Source organism: Synoicihabitans lomoniglobus (assembly GCF_029023725.1).
Classification (GTDB): domain Bacteria; phylum Verrucomicrobiota; class Verrucomicrobiia; order Opitutales; family Opitutaceae; genus Actomonas; species Actomonas lomonigloba.
The window spans coordinates 4499673-4518961 of record NZ_CP119075.1 but is presented as its reverse complement, the minus strand read 5'-3'; the positions used below and the strand labels follow the sequence as shown (position 1 = coordinate 4518961).

Genomic DNA, 19289 nt, shown 5'->3' with positions numbered 1-19289 from the left:
GGTGGTGGACCGGAAAATCACGCCGCAAATTTCGCCAAGCGGTAAGAACGTCTTGCGCGCGTCGAGTTGACTACTTTTCACCATCGTAGCCCAGTAAGTCCCTTATGGCCGCACCGGAGTGTATTCTTTATGTTGATGACAATGATTTGCTCCGGGAGCAGGTCACGATCGCGCTGGAGATGCATGACTACCGGGTGGTGACGGCGACGGATGGTCGCGAGGGGTTGGAGAAAGCGTTGCGTCACCGGCCCCAGCTCGTGTTGAGCGATTTGTTGATGCCGGTGATGGACGGTCTCGAAATGCTGCGGGAGCTGCGGCAGACGGAGTTTGGTCGCGAGGTGCCGTTTATATTTTTGACGTCGCGGTCAGCGCTGCCGGAAGTGCGGGAGGGGATGGAATCCGGGGCGGATGACTACCTGCCGAAGCCCTTTGATGTAGCCGAATTGTTACGGGCGGTGCGCGCGCGGATGGACCGGGTCAAAGCCCAGCGCACGGCCTTGGTCAAGGAGCAGGAACGCATGCTGGTCACGTTGCCGCACGAAATGCGCACTCCCCTCAATGCGGTGATGGGGGTGGCGCAATTGTTGCGCGAAGAACTCGAACCGGGGACTCCGGTGCCGGACGACACGCCCTCCATGATCGACATGATCATCAAGGGCGGGGAGCGCCTGGAGCGACTCACGGTGAAGCTCATGCTCCACATCCAACTCGATATGCTCAAAACGGCGGGACCCGAAGGCCGGGCGCGTTTTCTGCGGGGCGACCCGATTGATCCTCAGGTGTCGTTGGAGAAACTCGTGAAGCGGAGGGCCGCGTTACACGACCGCGCTCAAGATTTACAAATCATCACCTGCGACGGGCGCATCCAAGCGCCGGGTCAAGTGTGGGAGCCGATCGTCGGTGAGGTGGTGGACAACGCCAGCCGGTTTTCCGCCCCAGGCACGCCGATTCGGGTCGAACTCTCGTCGCGGAATGATTCCGAAATCGAGCTGTTGATCGCCGACGCCGGCATCGGGATGACGGCCGAACAGATCGCCGAAATCGCGCCGTTTCGTCAGTTTCACCGCCCGGCTGATGAGCAACAGGGCATGGGACTCGGATTGAGCAATGCGACTCAACTCACGGAGTTGAGCGGTGGCTCGATCGATATCAGTTCACCGGCGACGGGCGGTCTCGAGGTCAGGATTCGCCTGCCGCGCGCCTGACTTGTTCGATCCGCGGGATCGGGGTGGGACGGACGGAGGCCGGTGTGAGTGTGGGATGAACGCGCCAGGGAGACACGCGTGACCCGTAAGTGGGGCGCAACGTTGCGCTTACCGTTGGCCCCCCAGGTTCTTAAATCCGCGTCTGGGTAGTAGCACCTAGTTCGCGTTGGGTAGGGGCTTTCACGGGCAATTGGCCAATTGAGCCGATGGGTTGTAAATCCCGATTTCGGTAGGATTTGCGGCATGAACTCCGCCTTCCTTTCCCATCTCAGTGGCTCCCGCGTTGCGGCGCCGCTTTCTCTCTCCCGCCTTTCCGCTCTGCTCGTTCTGCTCACGGTGGCTTTGTTGCCCGCCAGCGCCGTCGCCGCCGGCGACCTTCGCATCGGCCTCGTGGCCGAGAAGGTCATTTCCACCGTCGATGGCACCGAGGTGTTCGACACCCAGAGCCCCGCTCAACCCGGCGATGTGATTCAATACACCGCCGTCTACCGCAACACCGGTGACGGTCACATCTCCAATCTCGCCCCGGTGCTCCCCATTCCCGAGGGCATGCGTTGCGACCTCACCGCCGCCTCACCGGCTCCGGCGGAAGCCAGCCTCGATGGCAAAACCTTTGTGCCCATGGCCGAGGCGGTGGCCGCCCTCAAGGCCGACAACTCCCGCGTCGTGCGGGCCCTGCGCTGGCATGTCGCCCAGCTCGACGCCGGTTCGAGTGCCACGGTCGTCGCCCGCGCTTCGCTCAATAAATCCCGCTGAGCCTTGACCTCCCTTCTCTTTCAGAGCGCTCCCGCGCTTTAAACCAAAACCACAAATCCAACATCCCGATGATTAATTCATTCGCTAAGAAATCGGCGCGGGGGTCCACACGTTTTCGTGTGACTGTCGCCGCCTTGATGCTGGCCGGTGTGACAGGTATCAGCGTGCTTCGTGCCGCTGCGCCTGCCGCTGGTAGCAGCATCGGTAATCAAGCTTCCGCCACGTATACGGACGCTTCCAATACGGAACGCACGGCCACGTCCAACGTCGCCGTCACCATCGTGCAACAGGTGGCGAGTCTCACGCTTACCTCCGACAATACCAAGAGTGTGGCCCCGGGCGGTCAGGTCTCCTTCCCGCACACCCTCACCAATACCGGCAACGGCACCGACGCCTACGCGTTGAGCTTCACGCAAGGGGCCGGTGACAACTTCGACCTCAGCGGTCTCGCCATCTACGCCGACGCCAATGGCGACGGTCGCGCCGACAGCAGCACGCCGATCACCTCGACCGGCGATCTGCCTTCCGGGGCGTCGTTCTCGTTTGTCGTCTCCGGCACCGTCCCGACTTCGGTGGCTTCCGATGACACCGCCGCGGTTTCCGTTTCGGCTGTCAGTGGCTTTGATGGTTCCGCCACCGCGGCCAACAACGACACCGCGATCGTGAGCGAAAACGGAGTGATCAATGTCACCAAGTCCATGAGCTCCTCTTCCGGTGCGCCGGGCAGCGGTCCTTATACCTATACGCTGACCTTCAGCAACACGGGCAACACCGCCGCCACGGCCGTCACCTTGATCGACGACTTGCCGACCGGTTTGGTCTACGTCGATGGCAGCGCCCGCTGGAGCGGTTCCGCCTCGGCCCTCACCGATGCCAACGCGGGTGACCCGGCCGGCATCAACTACAGCTACAACGATCCGATCTCCCGCCAGGTCAAAGCCGTCATCGATTCCGTCGCGCCCGGCCAGACCGGCACCGTGACCTTCCAGGTCTCGATCGATGCCAATGCCGCTCCCGGTGACATCAACAACCAGGTGTCCTACACCTACAGCGACGGCGTTGCCACCGTCGGTCCCCGCACCTCCAACACCGTCGGATTTACCGTCAGCCAAAGCGCTGCGGTCAGCATCGTCGGTGAGACGGTCGCCTCCGCCCCTCAGGGCAGCACGGTCGCGTTCACCAACGTGATCACCAACAACGGTCTCGGCGAAGACACCTTCAACGTCACCGTCGACAGCAACGACTTCCCCGCTGGCACGGCCTTCCGCCTTGCGCAGGCCGACGGCGCCACCGCGCTGCTCGACAGCAACGGCGACGGCATCCCTGACACCGGTCCTCTCGCGGCCAACGCGTCCTACACCGTGATCCTGCTCGCGACCCTCCCGGTCGAAGCTTCCGGCGGACCTTACACCGCGAACAAGACCGCTCGTTCGGTCCTCGATTCCGGCGTCGCCGCCACCGCGGCCGACACCCTCACGGCCATCGTGCTCAACACGGTCGACCTCACCAACGACTCCGCTGGTCCGTCCGCTCCGGGCGCTGGCGCTGGCGCCGAGGCCGATCCCGTCACGACCCTCACGGTCAACGCCGGCGAAACCGCCCGCTTCTCCCTCTACGTCAACAACACCGGTGGTCGCGCGGATACGTTCGACCTCACCGCCAGCACCGTGGCCGATCACTCCTCGATCGCCCTCCCGGCTGGTTGGACCGTCGTGTTCCGCGACGTGAATGAAGCGGTCATCGCCCGCACGCCCGTCATCAACGCCGGTGCCGACCTCCTGGTCTACGCCGATGTCATCGTGCCGGCCGGCTCCGAGCCCGTCACCGAGTCGATCTACTTCCGTGTCCTCTCGCCGAACTCCGGCTCGGGTGACATCAAGCACGACGCCGTGTCCGTCGCGGCCGAGCGCAGCCTCACGCTGACTCCGAACAACGTGCAACAGATCTACGCTGGTGGTTCCGTGGTCTACCGCCACACCCTCACCAACAACGGCAACGTGCTCGAAGGTGACAACATCGCCTCGACCGTCAGCCTCGCCAGCGCGGACAGCCTCAACGGCTGGACCTCCATCATCTACCACGATGTCAACGGCAACGGCGTGATCGATCCGGGAGAGCCCGTCGTCACCGACCTCAGCTTCGTGAGCAACAGCGGTGCCGGTCTCGAGCCGGGCGAGAGCGTCGAACTCCTGGTCAAGGTCTTCTCCCCTGAGGGAGCGCCCGCTGGCTCGGCTGACACGACGACCTTGTCCGCCACGACCGCCAATGGCACCCGCACCGAGACCGTCCCCGCCGCCGTCAGCGCGACCGACGTCTCCACGGTGATCTCCAGCGATCTCACGATCCTGAAAGAGCAAGCCCTCGATGCCGACAACAACGGCACCGCCGACACCGCCTACAGCATCAATCAGATCACCACGGGCGCCGTCCCCGGTTCTTCGATCCTCTACAAGATCACGATCAAAAACATCGGATCGACCAACGCCGACAACGTCGTCGTCTCCGATTCGACCCCGACCTTCACGGTCTATGATGCCACCACTCCGGCCGCCGCCAGCCAAGGCAGCGTGGGTTCCACGCCCGCCGACGGATCAGCCGGCGCCCTCGAGTTCAACCTCGGCACCATCGCTCCCTCCGGCACCGCCACCGTGAGCTTCGGCGTCCGCATCAACCAGTAACCCTCAACCGGTGAGCACAGGGGACGCGGCTGAGGTCGCCTCCCGCTCACCACCCCCTTCCCGGTCCGGGGCAACTCCCCGGACCGGCCACTTTTCCTCCCTTTCGCCGCTTTACTTTTCGACCCCCGTCTTCCGATGAACATCCGCCTGATCCTAACTCTCCTGCTTTGCGTCGCCACCCTCCGTGGCAACGACGGCGGACCGCGTGAGGAGATCATCAATCAGGCCACCGCGAGCTTCGACGGCCCGATCGATTCCGTGCTCGTTTCCAATACCGTCGTCACCGTCGTGGCCGGCGACCTGCACTTCACGATCACCACCGACGCCGAGACCGTCTCATCCGCCGGCAGCATCGTCACTTTCCCCCACGCGCTCTTCCATCTCGATGATGAGGACGAAGGTTACATGGTCTCGCTCTTCAATCTCGACGACTCCGAGTTCGCCCTTGAAGACCTGCACGCCATCTACGACGCCAATGGCAACGGCGTGGTCGATCCCGGCGAAGAACGCATCGAGCTCGATCAATGGTTCGAAGTCGCGGGCAGCGCGTCGCACAACATCATCATCGTCGGCATCGTCCCCGATTCGGCCCCGCTCAATTTTGTCGCCAGCATCGGACTCAACGTCTCCTCCCGCAGTTCGGGTCGCACCCTCAGAAACGTCAGCCGGGTGACGGTGGTCGAAGGCGAAGATCTCATCGGTCTGTTCGTCCAAAAAACTGCCGACCGCGCCCGCGCTTCCGTGGGTGATCGCATTCAATACCGCTTGCGCACCCGCAACATCAGCTCCGAGCGTCTCCTCCAGGTCTGTGTCCGCGATCGCCTGCCACTCGGCTTCACCTACGTCCCCGATTCCGCTCGGCTCGACGACGTGGTGCTGGCCGATCGTTTCCTGCCCAACGGTGAAATTGATTTCTTCGTGGGCGAGGTCGAAGCCGGTGAATCCGTCGAGATCACCTACCAGGTTCGCGTTGGTCCCAATGCGCTCCAGGGCGACGGCATCAACCGCGCCTACGCCGTCGGCCCCGCCATCATGAGCAACCTCGCCGAGGTGGCCGTGGAGATTGAGCCCGGCGTCTTCACCGATCGCGGTGCCATCCTCGGTCGCGTCTTCCTCGACCTCGACGGCGACGGTTTCCCCGGTGAAATCGAACCCGGCGTGCCCGGCATTCGCCTCTTCCTCGAAGACGGCACCTACGCCATCACCGATGCCGACGGCCGCTACAGCTTCTACGGCCTGCTCGCCCGCACTCATGCGCTCAAGCTCGACGAGATCACGCTCCCGGCCACCGCCGCTCCCAGCGGTGACGACCCCCGCTTCGCTGGTCGCCCCGGTTCGCGTTTCGTGAACCTCAAATTCTACGAGATCCATCGCGCCGACTTCCCTGTGAGCGGCGACTTCGACCTCATCGCCGCCGCCATCGAGGCCCGCCGCGATGCCGAGGACGTCACCCGCTCACTCGCCCGCACCCTGCGCCGCGACCTCTCCGCCGACGATCGTTCCCAGGATCTCAGCGACGTGCGCGCTCTGCCCGCCAATGGTCTGGTCGGCGGTGCCGAGGTGCTGCAAACCGGCCGTGACGCCGAAATCGATTCGGTTGAAGGCGAAGCTGCTCCCGCCGCCTCGACCCGCCCCCGCACTTTGGAAGCCGCCATCACGGCCGATGCCACGGGGGCCGATCTCGCCATCATGGCTCCCCTCGACGGCACCATCCTCGCCGCGCCGCAAACCACCCTCTGGATCAAAGGTCCCCTGGGAGCCAGCTTCTCGGTCGAGATCAACGGGGAGTCCGTCGGGGCTGATCGCCTCGGCCAAGTCGTGCGCGATCCTGCCAATGGCCGCGAAGCCTGGGAATACGTTGGCGTGAAACTCGTCACCGGTGAGAACCGCATCGAGGCCGTCATGATGGACATGTTCGGCAACGAGCGTGGCCGCGACGGTGTGACCGTGCTGGCTCCCGCCCAACTCGGCCGCATCGTGCTGCTGCCTCCCGTCGATGGCGCCGCCGCCGACGGACTGACCCCGGCGTCGATCATCGTCCGCCTCGAGGACGAGGACGGCGTGCCGGTCACCGCTCGCATGCCCGTCACGCTCGAAACCACCGCCGGTCGCTGGCAGGTGCGTGACCTCGATCCCCTGGATCCAGGTATCCAAGTTTTCATCACCGGCGGCGAAGATACCTTTGAACTGCTGCCGCCCCTGCGCGCCGGCACCGGTCGCGTCGCTGCTTCCAGCGGCATCCTGCGCACCGAAGAGGAAATCGCCTTTGTGCCCGCCCTGCGTCCGCTCATCGCCACCGGCGTGATCGAGGGCCGCATCGACCTGCGCGGCACCTCATCACTTGAACCCGTCGGAGCGGGGGATTCGTTCGAGGAGGCGCTGCAAGCCTTCACGACCTCCTCCTCCGACGGAAAATTAACCGCCGGCGCTCGCGCCGCCTTCTACCTCAAGGGCAAGGTCCGCGGCGACACGCTGCTCACCGCCGCCTACGATTCCGACAAGGCCGATCGTGATCGCCTCTTCCGCGACATCGAGCCCGACGCCTACTATCCCGTCTACGGTGACGGCGCCGTGCACGGCTTCGACGCCCAGTCCACCGGTCGCCTCTACGTGCGTCTCGAACAGGGTCAAAACTACCTGTTGCTCGGTGACTTCACCACTACCGATCGCCGCAACCTGCGCGGTGGCGCCTCGCTCGGCACCTACCAACGCAGCCTCAACGGCGTGCGCACTCAGGGCGAAATCGGGGGCGTGAAACTCGACGCGTGGGCCAGCGAAGGCACCTCGGCCCAGGTCGTGGAGGAGCTGCCCGCCGACGGCACCTCGGGTCCGTTCACCTTCAGCAACCGCGACGGCATCCTGCAAAGCGAGCGCGTCGAGATCATCACCCGCGACCGCAACTCCGCTTCGGAAATCATCCGCACCCAGACCCTTTCCCGTTTCGTCGACTACGAATTCGAACCCTTCAGCGGCCGCCTGCTGCTGCGCGCTCCGGTGCCCAGCCTCGACGCCGATCTCAACCCCGTGTCGCTGCGCGTCACCTACGAGGTGGATCAGGGCGGCGAGTCCTTCTGGACCTACGGTGGTGGCGCGAGCGCTGATCTCACCGAGTCGCTCACCGTTGGTGCCACCGTTGCTCGCGATGAGAATCCAGAAAACCACTACCTGCTCACCGGCGCCACGGTGGAGTGGAAGCCGCGCGACGGCACCAGCATCCTCGCCGAGGTGGCCCGCAGCGAAAGCGACGAAAGCGGCGCCGGGTTGGCCGGTCGCGTCGAACTGCGCCACAAACAGGGCAAGCACGACATCCGCGCTCACCTGGGTCGCACCGAGGAGACGTTTGAAAACCAAACCGCCACGCTGATGCCGGGCCGCACCGAAGGCGCCGTGCGCGTCACCTCCAAACTCAAGCCCGGCTGGACGCTCTACACCGAGGGTGTCTACAAGGCCGCCGAAGCTCGCGACCTGGAATACTACGGCGTGCGCAGCGAGCTGCGTCACCAACGCGGGGCGTGGAACTTCACCGCCGGCCTGCGCCACAGCCACACCGAGATCGGGGCCCGCGAGGGTCGCCCGGAGACGGCTCAATCCGACGATATCAACTCCGTGAAACTCGCCGTCGGCCGCGAGCTGCCCTTCCTCAAAGGCGCGTCCGCCTACGGTGAATACGAGCGCGATCTTGGTGATGGTCGCGAGACGGTCGCCACGGGCTTCGACTGGGACCTGGGCAAGCGTGGCCGCCTCTACGGTCGCCATGAGTTCCAGTCCGAGCTGAGCCTGCCGTTCGATCCCGACAAGCTGCAGCGCGACGCTTCGACCGTCATCGGTCTCGAGCGCGGCGTGGGCGGCAACGGTCGCACCTTCAGCGAATACCGCATCCGTGATGAGTTCGGCGATCGCGAGATCGAAGCCGCCTCCGGCCTGCGCAACCGTTGGGATCTGCGCGAGGGCGTGCGCCTCGATACTTCTTTTGAAAAAGTCCACGTCTTTGAAGGCGAAGCCCGTCCGTCGACCATGTCGGCCACGGCCGCCATCGACTACGCGGTCAACCCCGACTGGCGCGCCAACGGTCGCCTCGAATGGCGCCAGAGCGGTGACCAGGACACGATCCTGAGCACCCTCGGTTACGCCCGTCGCCTCGACGAGTCCTGGACCGCGCTCGGTCGCAGCGTGCTCGTCATCAACCAGCGCGACGGTGACCGTCCCGGCGATCGCATTCAGGGCCGCCTGCAAGCTGGTGCCGCCTACCGCCCGGTCGGCGACGCGAAATGGCAGATCCTCGGCAAATACGAGTTCCGGTTCGACGACGCGACCGGCAGCTACGGCGAACGCCGCCGCAACGTCCACGTGCTCTCGACCGATATCAATTGGATGCCCGCCCCGCGCTGGGAAGTCTCCGCCCGCCTCGCCGGCAAAGCCTACGACGAGCGCGACGGTGATCTGTCCTACCGGGGCATGGCCGGCCTCGCCGCTGTGAAAGTCACCCGCACCTTTGGCACCCGCTGGGACGCCTCCATCGCGGCGCACGGTCGCTTCGGTGACGACGTCGGGGGTAGCTGGGCGATCGGCCCCGAAGTCGGGTTGGTCGTGCGCAACAACATGCGTCTCGGTGTCGGCTACAACGTTTCCGGTTTCCGCGATGAGGACTTCATCGCCGACGGCAGTGCTTCGCACGGCTTCTACCTCACCATGAAAATCAAATTCGACGAAGACTCCCTCCAGGGACTTCGCGACCAAGCCAAAGGATGGGCCCGATGAATCTCCGCCAACTAATCGCCTGCCTCGTTCTCGCCATTCCTTTGGCCGTGCACGGAGCCACCTGCATCAAGTCGGCCTGCGCGGGAATCTCCGCCCGCATGGCGGGTGCCTCCGACTCTGATGCCGAAGCCGCCAATGCCGCCAACGAAGCGTTGACCGGTCAAAGCTACAATCTCACCGCCGCCCAGTATCAGGCGATCGATGCCGCCCGGATCGATTTTGGCGATTTGCTGGTCACCCTTTTCCCGGGCGAGAATCCCGTGGATTCGCAGTCCAACCTGGCGACTCCCGCGCAGTTCTTTGCCGCGGCGGCCACGGTGTTGGAGGACGCGGGTGATGCGGATGGCGCCGATGCTTTTCGCTCCATCTCCGGCTCCACCGACGGATTTCTGGCCGTGGATGATTTTCTCACCTCCGATCATCCCGGGATGCTGATCCTTCCGGGCAGCGATTTCCTGGCGACCGTCAATGCCACCTACAACTATAACAACCCCACCGCGCCTGTGCCGACTGTGGTGAGTGCCTCCTCCTTGGGACTACCGCCGTCACTGTTCGACAACGTGACGGTCAAGTCGTCCGTCTCGGAGCCGCCGCAGATCATCTGCGGACCCGAAGGCACGCAGTTTCGTGGTGCCGGCCTACGCACGAAAATGAACTTTGAACTGGTGGAGCAGGATCTCCTGGCCGAAGCAGGTCCGTTGCTGGGTGCGCTGCCTCTCGGCACGAGTGTCGATGGGGTATCGCTCACGTCCATCGACCTCGCCATTGTCAGCGGTCGGGCGGATGGAGCGCTGGAAGTTCTCGATCCCATCAACGATTTTGCGAAACTGCGCGCCCGTCCCGGAGTCGCCGACGTTTATCTCGGGTCAATCGATGACAGCGTCTTCTTTGACCGCACGTCGGTGATCGAACCCAGCGATTTTGAATTCAGCGAGATTGGTGAATTGAAAATGACCATCAATGGCCAACCCGTGGTGGCCTCGGTGGGCGCGCGATCCTTTTCGAGCGGACAGGATACTGGGTATTACATTCTCCAATACTTCGGTCCCTATGCAGAAACGCAGACCGTTGGCGACGGGGCGGTGGCGATCGATAACATGGTGAGTTCGTTGATCGATAATCTGGAGATCCAGATCTCGCTCAAGGAACCCTCCGCTCTCGATCCCGTTTCGCAGACGCTCTTCAACACGATTGTGAGCACCGCAACTCCGGCGCTCAGCGGGGTCTACGCCGATGCCCTCAGCCCGGTGCTGCGCCCGGCGCTGGCCGATGCGGTCGATCCCATTCTCTCCGCCTCCGGGGCAACCCTGGGCGAGGCGGATGTCACGGTCTACGGTTTGGACCTGATGTGCGACTACTCCATCTCGGGCACGGTCTATCACGACATAAATAGTAACAGCACATTGGATACGGGAGAGGCCGGAACGGGGCTTACCCTCTACGCCAAGTTGGTGCGGGCCGATGCTCCTGGCGGTCCCGCCGTGCAGGCGGTGCCGGTCGATCTCACCACCGGAGTCTATACGTTCGGCGGCGTGGCCATGGCGGAGTTTAATATCATCATCGACGACAACAACACGCTCAGCGACGTGACGCCGCTGGTTCCGCCCGCCGGCTGGACGCCCACCGAGCAGCCGTCGCTCCAGCGCACCGGCGTGATCGTGTTCGATGCCGATGTTATCGAGCAAAACTTCGGCCTCGCCAACGGTGTCACCGTCGCCGGCCGCGTGTTCATCGATACCGGTGCGGGGGGAGGCGTGGCCAACAACGGTGTTCGCGACGGAGCCGAGGTCGGTCAGACCGGAGTAAAGGTCATCCTCGAAAACGCCGACTCCGGTGCGACGCTGGCTACGACTCAGACGGCCGGTGACGGCACGTATGAATTTTCCATCGACGGCGCGGTCAGTGCCGGCACCACCCTCCGGGTGCGGTCCGTCGATGCGACCGGCTATGTTTCCACCGGTGGCGAGGTTGGTGACAGCGCCGGTTCCTATGACCTCGCCACGGATGCAGTCACCTTCACGCATGACGGGGTGAGCAGCCGTGGGGGACTCAATTTTGGCGATGTGCCCTTCAGCCGTTTGACCACGGAAGGTCGGCAAACGGCGGAGGCGGGCTCGGTTGCATTCTATTCCCACACCTTCGAGGCCGGCACTGCCGGCAACGTGGAGTTCACTGTGACCACCCGGGCGTCCCCAGCGGTCGACGGGTGGTCCGCCGTGCTCTATCACGATCTCAACGCCGACGGCCAACTCACACCCGGCGAGCCCCGGATTGACGGACCGCTGGCCGTGGTGGCCGGTGAGCGCGTCGATCTGGTGGTCAAGGTGCTGGTGCCTGACGCGGCACCGATCGGCGCCCAATACGTTTCCGTCCTCGCAGCCGAACTCACCGCGGCCAACGCGCCGGCACTGACGTTTACGCCAGCCTCGCGCACCGATTTGACGGAAGTTGGAGACACGGGGGCGAACGGGCTGATTCTCTTCAAGGAAGTGGACAAGGATCTCGCCCTGCCGGGTGAAACCCTCACCTACACGATTCGCTATACCAACCAAGGCAGCACCCCGATTTCACAACTGGTGGTGCGCGATGCCACCCCCACCTTCACCAAACTCGTGGCGGCGCCGCCTCCGCCGCTGGCGGAAGGTTTGACGGCAGTAACGCTCACCAATCCTGGGGCCGGGGGAACGGGTGCGCTCACATGGACGTTTGCCGGCGAACTATTGCCTGGAGCGGCGGGGGAAGTCTCTTTCAGCGTCGTTCTCGATAACTGATTTTTACAAAAACTAGGCGCTACTACCCAATTTGCTCCGGTGATATGTCCTCATAGGCGTTTCACCCCAGACTCGATATGCTTCTGCCATGAAAAGTTTGGTTTGGTTCAGTGCGTTGACGATTCTGTGGTTCAGTTCCGCCGGAAGACTGAGCGCTGCGGCCTGCCCGAAATCGGCCTGTGTCGGCATCAGCTCGAACATCGTTACCGTCGATGGTCCCACCGCGACGATTCTCAACACCGCGACGGGTGCGCTGTTTGGCACCACCGGTGACCTCACGCCGACGGAGCTGCAGAGCATCAGCGATGCCGAGGTTAACGTGGGTAACCTTCTGCTCAATCTTACCGGGTCGGACGACACCCAGGCGGCCCTTGCCACCAGCGTCACCCCGGCCGGATTACTCGACGCCATCGCCGGCACGCTCCTCGCCCAGGGTGATACCGAAGCCGCTGCGGCCGTGGCCGCCATTCCCGTCGACGACGCGGCGGGCACGATCACGTTGGGCTCCTTCATCGATGCCGAGGATCCGTCGATGCTCTCGATCGGCGGTCTCGATCTCATCACGGCGTCGTCCCAACAATACAGCTACGACAACACGGTCGTGCCGGTGCCGCAGGTCATTGACGGTGCGGCGCTCGGGGTGGGGGATGTGCTCAACAACGTGACCATCACCACCATTGTCGAGGAGCCGCCCATCATCACTTGCGGGCCCGAAGGCACCACTTTTCGCAGTGCCGGTCTGCGCCTCAAGATTAGCGTCGATCTGGTTAATCAAGATCTCACGCCGACGTTGCTCGATGCGCTCGGCCCGGCGATCGGCACCTTGCCGCCGGGCACCAGTGTGGACCAGGCCACCCTGTCCAAGATTGATCTTTACGTAGTGGTCGGGCGCGGCGACGGCGTGATTGAGGTTATCGATGCCGACAACAGCTTCGTCAAAGTGCGCGCTCGGCCCGGTCTCGCCGACGTTTACCTCGGTGCCATCGACGACGCCTTCTTCTTCGACCGCAATACCACCATCGACTCGTCCGACTTCGGTTACACCGAGATTGGTGAACTCGATCTTTCTCTCTCCGGCGAGCCGGTCACGGCCTCAATCAATGCTCGGGCTACGGCCAGCGGTCAGGATGCCGGCTACTACATTCTCCAATACTTCGGTCCTTTCTCCGAAACTCAGACGGCCGGAGTGGGCTCCGTCGCGATCGACAACATCGTCGACGAACTCACCAACAGTCTCGAAATCAACGTTGAGACGAAGGAACCAGCCGTGCTGGATCCGGTTTCCCAAGCCGCGTTCGATCAACTGGTCCCGACGCTTACGAGCGACCTGAATTCCACCTATGGCGACGCGCTCAGCCCGACGCTGCGCACGACGCTGACCGACGTGGTCGACCCCGTGCTGGACGGCCTCGGCGTTAATCTCGGCGAAATCGATGTGACGGTCTATGGCGTTGATCAGATGTGCGGCTACGCACTCGGCGGCACGGTTTACCGGGACGACAACCGCAATGGCTTTATCGACAACGGCGAGGCCGGCACCGGGCTGACCCTTTACGCCAAACTCATCCCGGCCGACTCCCCCGGTGGCCCGGCCACCCAAGCGGTGACGGTCGATCCGGCCACCGGCGTCTACACGTTTCCGAATGTGATGATGGGCGAGTATCACATCGTCATCGACGACAACTCCACGCTGTCCGACGTCACTCCCGCCGCCGTGCCGTCGGGCTGGACGGCGATCGAACAAAACACCCTGCGCCGGGAACAGGTCGTCATGCTCGATGCCAATGTGACGAACCAAAACTTCGGTCTCGCCTCGGGCGTGACCGTGAGCGGTATCGTTTTTGTCGATACCGGCACCGGTGGCGGCACCGCCAACGACGGCCGCCGCAACGGCGCCGAGCCCGGCCAAACCGGCGTGACGCTGCGATTGGAAAATGTCGCGACCGGCGCGGTCCTCGGGACCACCCAAACCGGTGGCGACGGCACGTATTCATTTTTTGTCGACGGCGGTATTCCTGCCGGGACCGACTTGCGGGTGCGGGCGGTGGATGCGACGGGCCACGTTTCCACCGGTGGCGACGTGGGCGACAGCGCCGGCACCTACGATGCGGCGACCGATGCCATCACGTTTTCGCACGATCCGGCACTTGATCGCGTGGGTCTTGATTTTGGTGACGTGCCGCTGAGCCGACTCACCACCGAGGGTCGCCAAACGGTGGAGGCCGGGGCGGTGGCTTTTTATCCGCACACCTTCGAGGCCGGCACCACCGGTCGCGTGGAGTTCACGGTGACCACCCGGGCGACCCCGGCAATCGACGGGTGGTCCACCGTTCTCTACCAGGATTTGAACAACAACGGTCAGGTCGATCCCGGGGAGCCGCAAGTGACGGGACCACTGGACGTGGCGGCGGGCGAAAGCGTGGGCCTCGTGGCCAAGGTTTTCGTGCCCGTGGCCGCTCCCGTGGGCGCTCAATTTCAGTCTGTGCTCGCCGCCGAACTCACGGCGGCCAACGCGCCCGCGTTGACGTTTTCCCCGGCCAGCCGGACCGATCTCACCGAAGTGGGTGATACCGGCGCGAATGGCCTGACGCTCTTCAAAGAGGTCGACAAAGACCTGGCGCTGCCGGGCGAGACCCTCACTTACACGATTCGGTATCAAAATCAGAGCAGTGCCCCGATTTCGGACCTGGTGGTTCGGGACATGACGCCCACCTTCACGAAACTCGTGGCGGCACCTACCCCCGCTTTGGCGGAAGGGCTTACCGCCGTGTCGCTTACGAACCCTGGTGCGGGTGGGACGGGGGCGTTGACCTGGACGTTCGAGGGCGAATTGCGCCCGGGAGCCACGGGAGAGGTCACGTTTAGCGTCCGGCTCGACGACTGATTTTTACACTTTCTGGGTGCTACTACCCAGATTGAATTGGTGGTCGGGTCTTATAGGAAAAAACCCCTATAAAACGGTAGATTGGGGATGTGAAAAGCAACCCGATCCAAAATTCAAAACCCGTCCCTAAGCATGGCGCTGCTGACCGGCAGGAATCGGCCGGCCAATTGTTGGACCTTTTGGACGGAACCAGTGATTTGATTCAATGCGCCGATGCCTCGGGCCGGCTCGTCTTCGTGAATCGCACGTGGTGCGACGCGATGGATCACAGCGCCTTCGATGCGCGGGAACTTACCTACTTGGACGTGATCGCGCCGCCGCACCGGGATCGGTTTCACCGCATTCTGACGGAAACCATCGCGAAGGGCCGTTCGACCGAGATGTATATCAGCACGGCGTTGCGGAGTGGCGAGGGAGTGACGATTCAGGTCGAGGGCACCGTGCGGATCGTCTTAGGCGATGGCGCGTTACAGGCGTTGCGATGCATTTTTCACGACGTCACCAATCGCAACCAGTATCAGTCGCGGCTGCGCGAGAGTGAGCACCGCTATCGAGAGCTGGTGGATGGGTTACATGAAGTGGTTTTCCAGACGGATGCTCAAGGCCGTCTGGTTTTTCTCAATCCGGCCTGGACCACGGTCACCGGGCATCCCGTGGCGGAATCGCTGGCCTATCCGTTGGCTGAATTTGTGCACGAAGACGACTGCACCAGTATGACCGACTGGTTGGGGCAGATCGCAGCGGAATCCGAGTGCACTCACAATCGGGAGTTCAGAGTGGTTTGTGCCGACCGATCCATTCGTTGGTTGCAGGTGAACATCCGGACCCGGTTGGACGATCGGGGCAAGGTCCTGGCCCTATGTGGCACTCTGGTGGATTTTACCGAACGCCACCTCGCCGAAGCCGAGATCAGGGCTCAGGTCGTGGCCATGGACGAAGCGGTCGATGGCATCGCTCGCATTGATGCGGACGGTCGATACCTTTACTTCAATCGTGCGCATTACCGCATGTTTGGATTCGAAACGGAATCGGATCTCCTGGGGAAGGATTGGAAGATCATCCATGATGCTGACGAAGCGGCCCGTCTCGAAGCGGAAATTGGTCCGAAACTGCGGCAGGCGGGAAACTGGAGCGGGATGGCAAAAGCCCGCCGTCTTGATGGGGCTTACTTTCCGATCGAGCTGACGCTCACCTTATTGCCGGACGGGGAATCAGTTTGCATCTGCCGTGACGTATCCGAACGCGAGGTGGCTGCTGCCGCGTTGCATGAGAGTGAAATGCGGTGGCAGCTCGCGGTGGACGGCATCCGTGACGGGGTGTGGGACTACGATATTCCACGTGATGTGGTCTACATGTCGCCGCGGTGGCGTTCCCAGTTGCCTGTGTCGGAAGAAGATTTGACGCGAGCGGCTGCGACGTGGAAGCGGGTGGTGCATCCGGACGATTGGGCCGATATGAACAAGGTGCTCGACGCCCACTTCCGGCGCGAGACCGACGTCTTTCAATGCGAACATCGGATTCTTGTGATCGGCAACGTCTACCGTTGGATCATGGTGCGGGCCCAGGCGACGTTTGACGAGAACGGCGCGCCGCAACGCCTCATCGGCACCATCACCGACATCACGGTGCGCAAGGAGGCGGAGCAACGCCTCATGGAAAATCTGGCCCGCGAAAAAGAGCTCAGCGAAATGCGGCAACACTTCGTGCACATGGCCAGTCACGAACTACGAACCCCGCTGGCCACGGTGTCGCTCGGGTTGGAACTCGTCCTCAAGAATCTCGAAAAACTCTCGACCACTCAGATTCGTCAAAACGTGCAGTGCGCGTTCAACGGCGTGGGCGAACTGCGAGCCATCCTCGATGATCTGCTGTTGTTGGGCAAAGCCGATGATGGCCAGATCAAGTGTCATCCCACGCCCACCGAGTTGGAACCGCTGTTGCAAAAACTGTGTGGGGCGGCGGGCGAGCGCGACAAACACCGTCATCCGTTCGTGACCACGGGGATCGTGGCCGGGGAACGTGTATCCATAGATCCGTTACTTACATCCCACGTGCTGTCCAATCTGTTGTCCAACGCGTGCAAATACTCGGAGGCGGGCCACCCGGTCACCATCGCCGTGACCCGCGAGCCGGACCACCTGACGCTGGTGGTAAAAGACGAAGGCATCGGCATTCCCGAGGCGGATCAGCCCCAGCTGTTCGGGTTCTTCGTGCGAGCCGGCAACGTTGCCGAGATCGCCGGCACCGGACTCGGCCTGTTGGTCGTCAAATACTGTCTGCAGGCCCACGGCGGATCCATCGAATTTCAATCCCAAGTCGGGCGGGGGACCCAGTTCACCGTGACCCTGCCCCTCAATCAATCGGAGGCATAAACCATGAAAAACAACGAACAAATCCTCATCGTGGAGGATAACGAAATCCTGCGGGGCCAGATCATCATGGCGCTGGAAATGGAAGGCTTCGACGTCATCCACGGGTGCAACGGCAACGAAGGTCTGGAGATGGCGCAGCGCCACCAGCCCGACGTGATCATCAGTGATCTCATGATGCCCGAAATGGACGGGCGCGAAATGCTCGCCCGATTGCGGCAGACCGAACATGGCCGCGGCGTTCCATTCATTTTTCTCACCGCCCGGGTGGCGAAGGAGGATATCCGCGGAGGCATGGATTCGGGCGCCGACGACTATCTGCCGAAACCCTTCGATCTCAATGATCTCATCAATGCGGTGCAGGCCCGCCTCGTGCGATCACGCGAACGCAGTGCCGTGGCGATCGCTGAACAGCAGCGCATGCTGCGCACCCTGCCGCATGAAATGCGCACGCCCCTGAACGCCATCGTGGGCGTGGCGCAAATGCTGCGCGACGAACTGATCCCCGGCGAGCCGGTGCCGGCGGATGTCCCCGAACTGCTGAACATGATTGTGGGCGGTGGCGATCGATTGGAAAAATTTGCCACCAAGCTGGTGCAGCACGTGCAATTGGATCTTCTCGAAAGCACTGCTTCCAGCGTGCGCGATGAGTTTTGCACCGGCGAGATGTTGATGCCGCAGGGCACGCTGACCGCGATGGCCGTGGCGGTCGCCGCGCCCCATTCCCGGGAGCAGGACCTGCAGGTCGGCAGTTGCGATGGCATGGTCGCGATGCCGCCTCACGTATGGAAACCCATGCTCGAGGAAATCGTGGACAACGCCTGTCGTTTTTCCTCGCCGGGCACGGCGGTGCACGTCGATTTCCGGCGGGGTCAGGACCAGGGATTTGAGCTGCGGGTGTCGGATCGAGGCATCGGCATGACGGCCGAGCAAATCGCGTCCATCGCCCCGTTTCGTCAATTCAATCGTCCATCCCAAGAGCAGCAAGGGCTCGGTCTCGGACTGATCAACGCCCGTCGTCTCGCGGAAATTTGCGGAGGGCGACTGGACGTCGTCAGCCCCGCCGCGGGCGGACTCGAAGTGCGGGTGTGGTTGCCCGCCAGTAACCTTTCCCCCGCAGCCGAGGACTAATCATGCACTACCAGACCCAATTTAAAAGCGATCCGGGTGAGGTCGGCCGCGTTGCCGGCGTCGAGCTTGGACATGAGATTGTGCCGGTGGTTTTCCACCGTCTTGACGCTCACGCCCAGCAGGTCGGCGATCTCCTTGTTAAACCGTCCCGCCGCGACATGGCCCAGGACCTCGCGCTCACGTTGGGTGAGGGCGGAGGCGCCCTTGACCTCGGCGTGTTTTTGCAACCCCTGCTGCAGGGCTTGGATCACGGCGGCGCCAAAGTGGGCCCGACCCGCCGCTACGGCGATCAGTCCGGTTTCCAACTCATCAAACGGAGCCGTTTTCTCGACCATGCCGAGCGCGCCCGCCTCCACCACCTCGCGCACGATGGCGGAGTCGTTGTGGCTGCTGAAGACCATGACCTTGGTGGGCAAATTGCTAGTGCGCAGGTCGCGCAAAACCTCGAGTCCCGTGCGCTTGGGCAGGGACAAGTCGAGGAGCAGCACGTCCGGCTTGAGTCGGGTGCAATCGTCGACGATGGGCTCGCCATCGGCGGCCATGCCGACGACATCGAAGCTGCCGGTGAGCTCAAGGTGACGCGCGAGCAGATCGCGAATGGCGACGTGGTCCTCGGCGATATAAAGGGTAGTTTTGCGGTCGGTTTTAGCCATACGGGCGGGGGCGATTGCGGTGCAACCTACCGAGCTGCCCCCGGGGGGCAAGCCCTGCGACGTCGCGGGTTGCGACGGTGGTGC

General features: G+C 63.1%; 9 protein-coding genes. 8 read left to right on the top strand and 1 reads right to left on the bottom strand.

Annotation, left to right across the window (positions count from 1 at the left end):
- Positions 1-104: 104 nt before the first annotated feature.
- The 8 genes from PXH66_RS17400 to PXH66_RS17365 all read left to right on the top strand — a co-directional run bounded on the left by PXH66_RS17400 (position 105) and on the right by PXH66_RS17365 (position 18552).
- Entirely contained in the window at positions 105-1205 is a 1101-nt protein-coding gene (locus tag PXH66_RS17400; protein ID WP_330928024.1) for a hybrid sensor histidine kinase/response regulator, read from the top strand.
- A 243-nt stretch (positions 1206-1448) separates the two neighbouring features.
- Positions 1449-1961, top strand: a complete 513-nt coding sequence (locus PXH66_RS17395; RefSeq protein WP_330928023.1) for a hypothetical protein — start codon at positions 1449-1451, stop codon at positions 1959-1961.
- A 119-nt stretch (positions 1962-2080) separates the two neighbouring features.
- Entirely contained in the window at positions 2081-4639 is a 2559-nt protein-coding gene (locus tag PXH66_RS17390) for a beta strand repeat-containing protein (RefSeq protein WP_330928022.1), read from the top strand.
- A 135-nt stretch (positions 4640-4774) separates the two neighbouring features.
- On the top strand, positions 4775-9397 hold the full coding sequence (locus PXH66_RS17385) for a DUF7927 domain-containing protein (protein ID WP_330928021.1): 4623 nt from the start codon (positions 4775-4777) through the stop codon (positions 9395-9397).
- Positions 9394-12168: a hypothetical protein gene (locus PXH66_RS17380; protein WP_330928020.1), complete on the top strand. Its 2775-nt coding sequence runs from the start codon at positions 9394-9396 to the stop codon at positions 12166-12168. The genes PXH66_RS17385 and PXH66_RS17380 overlap by 4 nt, the downstream gene beginning before the upstream one ends.
- Before the next feature lie 88 nt (positions 12169-12256).
- Positions 12257-15052 (top strand): Tad domain-containing protein, encoded by a 2796-nt coding sequence (locus PXH66_RS17375; RefSeq protein WP_330928019.1) that lies wholly within the window; start codon positions 12257-12259, stop codon positions 15050-15052.
- 89 nt (positions 15053-15141) lie between these two features.
- A complete protein-coding gene (locus tag PXH66_RS17370; protein ID WP_330928018.1) occupies positions 15142-17424 on the top strand; it encodes a PAS domain-containing sensor histidine kinase in 2283 nt (760 codons plus the stop codon).
- Positions 17425-17427: 3 nt separating this feature from the next.
- Positions 17428-18552: a hybrid sensor histidine kinase/response regulator gene (locus PXH66_RS17365; protein ID WP_330928017.1), complete on the top strand. Its 1125-nt coding sequence runs from the start codon at positions 17428-17430 to the stop codon at positions 18550-18552.
- Here PXH66_RS17365 and PXH66_RS17360 read toward each other — a convergent pair.
- Entirely contained in the window at positions 18549-19205 is a 657-nt protein-coding gene (locus PXH66_RS17360; protein ID WP_330928016.1) for a response regulator, read from the bottom strand. The two genes, PXH66_RS17365 and PXH66_RS17360, sit on opposite strands and share 4 nt — an antisense overlap.
- Positions 19206-19289 lie beyond the last annotated feature (84 nt).